Source organism: Capnocytophaga sp. G2 (assembly GCF_035282625.1).
Taxonomy (GTDB): Bacteria; Bacteroidota; Bacteroidia; order Flavobacteriales; family Flavobacteriaceae; genus Capnocytophaga.
In genome coordinates, this window is record NZ_JAYKBU010000034.1 from 1 (window position 1) to 4400 (window position 4400).

1 protein-coding gene is annotated in these 4400 nt (G+C 37.3%); it reads left to right on the forward strand.

All coding sequences use genetic code 11. The features are described from left to right. Positions 1-414 precede the first annotated feature (414 nt). A partial coding sequence (locus VJJ03_RS11440; protein WP_323975692.1) for a hypothetical protein occupies positions 415-4400 on the forward strand: 3986 nt, incomplete at its 3' end.

Sequence of the window (4400 nt, forward strand, 5' to 3'; positions counted from 1 at the left end):
TTGTAGAGTATTTTTTCTTGTCTGTGGAAGAGGCTGAAGGAGATTTTTTTAATGAAACTTAAGCAGTGAATGATTAACAATTAATCATTAAATATTATAGTCCATTAAGGATTAAAAGAATTGTTAATAAGTTTTCTTTTTAAAATTTGATTAAAAAAGCATTGATAAAAAGTTTAATTTTTATTAATAAGAAATTTTGATTAGGGAATATAGGGGTGTAAGTTATTTATTAATAATATATTATACCAATTATTAGAGATAAGGGTACATTCTCAAGCTAATATTCTATTAAGAAAAGAGGATAAAAGTTAATAACTTTTTCTAAAAAAAGGATGAAAAAGTTGGAAAATTAAAAAAAAGAGGAGTATTTTTGCACCCAATTTATACATTGAAATATATTGCAAGATGATAAAAATGGTTAATTTTTTACAAAGTACATTTACCAAAGTACTGACGATCACCTTATTCTTTACTTTCTTGGGGGTATATGCACAAAGCACTCCTAAGGTAGGTATCGCTAAGCTTATAGGCTGTGGTACAGGTTCCAATGCGGATAAGGCAGAAGTTGTTATAAGTGTAGATGGAAATATCTCTGATTATCAATATAATTTTGGTTCAGGCTGGGTAGGTACAAATAAGGCTTGGCTTGGAGTGGGAACTCATTCCCTTCAGGTAAGAAAGGGTACGAAAACTTATCCCTTAACAATAACTGTACCTCCTAAGGCTGTAGCGCCTAATTTTACTTCCAGGGTTATCTATAATTGTAATGGTACGGGGAATGTGAATCTTACTAATAATCAACCTAATTATCAGTATAGTTATACGTATGGAGGGGTAACTCATAGTAGTCCTTATTTTTCATCAATTCCAGTAGGAACACATAATCTTACCGTTAATTATATAGCCCCAGCTCCTTCAAATGCTAAAGAAATTATTTTTTATGATGATTTTGGAAAATATGAAGGAGGACCTAAGGCTGTGAAAAGCCCTTATGCTAATCCTAATGTTTATTTTGCTCCACTGAACAAGACACATGTACTTAATGGGACAGTTTACCCAGGAAGAACATTAGCAACTGATTACTGTTATACAGTAGCCAGAATGACGGATGCAGATTATACTAATGCTCAAAATCATAATGTTTGGCTGTTGCCTCATGATAAGGATAAAGATCCTGATGGACGTGTTATGTACTATAATAGTATAGTACAACCAGATAAGGAGGTAATCTATAAGCGTAAGGCAACCGTTGCTCCTAATTCGCATGTGGATTTTTCTGCCTTTGTATTTAATACCGTTAAGCTATCCTCTGGGAGCAGTTATGAAAGAGCTATTCCCTCTCTTAGGCTTGAAATCTATGAAAATGAAGCAAAGGTAGCAGCGAAAGCACCTCTTTATTCATCTTATATACTGGATGTCCCAAGAGTAAAGGATGGTGGATATGATGATTGGTATCCAATTGGTGTTGCTGCCAATACAGGGAACCATACTGAGCTTATTTTTGTTATAAGGATGTTTAACCAATGGGGGTATGTTCCAAGTAATCCTAATGCTGTTGCACTAATAGGGAATGATGTAGCCTTAGATAATATCTTAGTCACACAATCTTCACAAAGTTGTCCTATCCCTCAAACAGTTCCCATCACAGTAGCAGCTAATCCTAACAATATTAATGCTACTGCTGAATATAATTGTACAACTCATAAAGGGAAAATCACAGTAACTCCAACCAATACTACTGACTATACTTATACTTCTTATAAGTTAGATAGTGAAACAGAACAAAATTCTAATGTATTCAATAATGTATCATTAGGGGCTCATACGGTTACAGTTACATACAAGGATACTGCTAAAAAGATTATCTTTAAAGAAGATTTCGGTTCAGGAAGCCCATATTTATTACCTTCTTCAGTAGTCCCTCCTCCTTTTATCTGTAAATTAGGAGGTTTAGGATATCCTGCTGACGTATTACCAGAAGGACATTACCAAGTGGCAAATGTGAATAACCTAACCCCAATGCGTAGTTGGAATTGGCGAAGTCCACAGGATCATACCTCGAATGGTGCTGATTCACAAGGTCGTTATCTTGCCTTTAACTATGGAAAGAATGCTGCAAGCCATTTCTATTTGCAAGATCTAAAGGTAGAGCCTAATAAGGATATTACGGTAGAATATTACGTATACAATATTAATAATACTGGTGTAACACAATTTTTTCCTAATATAGAAGTGTCTTTTATTAATAAAGACAATAATACTCCTGTAAATATTAATACCTCAGGAAATATTACCGGAAATACTAATAATAAAGATTGGAGGAAGATTGAATATACCTTTAATCCTGGGAATGCTACTCGATTACAAATGAAGTTTAAGGATACTGATAATGATGAGTCAGCTAATGACTTTGCCATTGATGATATTTTGGTATATCAGCTTCCAGATACCTGTACTAAAACTATACCAGTTACTGTTTCTAATCCGACACCTGCCCCTACACTGGCAAATACATTTGCCTTTTGCCAGGCTGAGAACAAGAAAATATCTGATATAAAAGCAATAACGCTTACCAATAGCAATTGGTACCTTTCTGCAACAGGAGGTACTGCTTTAGCCGATAATACCCTATTGCAAACTAAGGAATATTATGTAAGCCAAACTATTAGTGGTTGTGAAAGCAGTGATCGTAAAAAAGTAACGGTAACAATTATTCCAACAGCAGTGGCTCCTACGGTGGCTGCTATACAAACCTATTGTAGTGCAGAGAACAAAAAGGTATCTGACCTTTCTACTATTGCAGGTATTAAGTGGTATACTTCTGCAACAGGAGGTACTGCTTTACCCTCAACAACAGTATTGACTTCTCAGAAATACTATGGAGCAGTAACGGCTAATGGTTGTGAGAGTGCCCGCCGTGAAGTAACAGTAACAATTACCCCAACAGCAGCAGCCCCTGCAGTAACTGCTACACAAACCTATTGTAGTGCAGAGAATAAAAAGGTGTCTGATCTTTCTAATATTACCGGTATTAAGTGGTATACTTCTGCAACAGGAGGTACCGCTTTACCCGCAACTACAGTATTGACTTCTCAGAAATACTATGGAGCAGTAACGGCTAATGGTTGTGAGAGTGCTCGTCAGGAAGTAACAGTAACAATTACCCCAACAGCAGCAGCTCCTGCGGTGGCTGCTACACAAACCTATTGTAGTGCAGAGAACAAAAAGGTATCTGACCTTTCTACTATTGCAGGTATTAAGTGGTATACTTCTGCAACAGGAGGTACAGCCTTAGCACCAACTACGGTATTGACTTCTCAGAAATACTATGGGGCAGTAACGGCTAATGGTTGTGAGAGTGCTCGTCGTGAAGTAACGGTAACTATACAAACTTCTATGATGATTACAGGGCAGCCTCATCAGGCTAATTATTATAAGGGAGCTTCTGCTGTAGCAATGTCTGTAGTTGCTACAGGGACAGGACCTTTCACCTATAAGTGGTTTGTGAATACTACCAATAGCAATACAGGAGGTACCCAAGTAGCTACTACCTCTACCTTTACACCACCTACATCAGTAGTAGGTATTAAGTATTATTATGTGGAAATAACAGGCGCTTGCGGAACAGTAAAGAGCAAAGCAACTCCTGTTATAGTAACTAATAGAGTTCAGAGCGATAGCAAAACCTATACAGGGCACCCTTCCACCAATAGTACTCCAACAAATGCAGGTAATATCCTAACAAATACTAAGATAAATGGAGTCCCTCCAACACCAACAGAGGTAGCGATTTCTATAGATACACCGGCTACTCCACAGGGAAGTGCTCCAGTACCTAAAATCAATACTACTACAGGGGTGGTAGAGATTCCTCAAGGGACTCCTCCAGGCACTTATACTATAAGATATAAAGTATGTGATAAGGCAACTCCTACTACTTGTGTTATTACCACCGCTACAGTAGTGGTAACTTCTAATGCCATCCAAGCGGTAGATGATAATGTTAGTGTAGAGAAATCAACAACAGACCAATATGTAAAGGTAGGAGGCAATGACTTCAATGTTCTGTCTAATGATAAGTTGGCAGGGGTAACAGGGGTACAGCTCAGCCAAGTAGATATTCAGACAACCAATACAGTAACAGGCTTAACCATAGAGCCAGCTACTGGTAAGGTAAAAGTCTCATCAAGTGTACAAGCAGGAGTTTATACCCTTAAGTATAAGATAAAAGAAAAAGGAGCAACTACTTCTTCTAATGAAGCGAGTGTGACTGTAGTGGTGAAGAATAAGTTAGAGGTAACCCCAGTGGTGATTCCAGGGAACCCAACTCCTTCTACTAATAACACTCCTAAGAAAGTAGCCAATATCTTAGATGGTGTAACCCTTAATGGTCATAAGCC